This window comes from Escherichia sp. AM3 (genome assembly GCF_032029835.1).
In the GTDB taxonomy this organism is placed as follows: domain Bacteria; phylum Pseudomonadota; class Gammaproteobacteria; order Enterobacterales; family Enterobacteriaceae; genus Escherichia; species Escherichia coli.
On record NZ_JAVUPQ010000818.1, the window covers coordinates 1 to 301 of the forward strand.

1 tRNA gene is annotated in these 301 nt (G+C 55.5%); it reads left to right on the top strand.

Features of this window, described 5'->3' with window-relative positions:
- Positions 1-104 precede the first annotated feature (104 nt).
- Positions 105-191: transfer RNA gene (locus RTW80_RS28530), tRNA-Leu, on the top strand.
- Positions 192-301 lie beyond the last annotated feature (110 nt).

Consider the following 301-nt stretch of genomic DNA (forward strand, 5'->3'; position numbering starts at 1 on the left):
GGAATTGGTAGACGCGCTAGCTTCAGGTGTTAGTGTCCTTACGGACGTGGGGGTTCAAGTCCCCCCCCTCGCACCAAAAACCACGTTGATATTGCTCGCACTGGGCGAAGGTGGCGGAATTGGTAGACGCGCTAGCTTCAGGTGTTAGTGTTCTTACGGACGTGGGGGTTCAAGTCCCCCCCCTCGCACCAAACGAGGCGATATCAAAAAAAGTAAGATGACTGTGCGAAGGTGGCGGAATTGGTAGACGCGCTAGCTTCAGGTGTTAGTGTCCTTACGGACGTGGGGGTTCAAGTCCCCC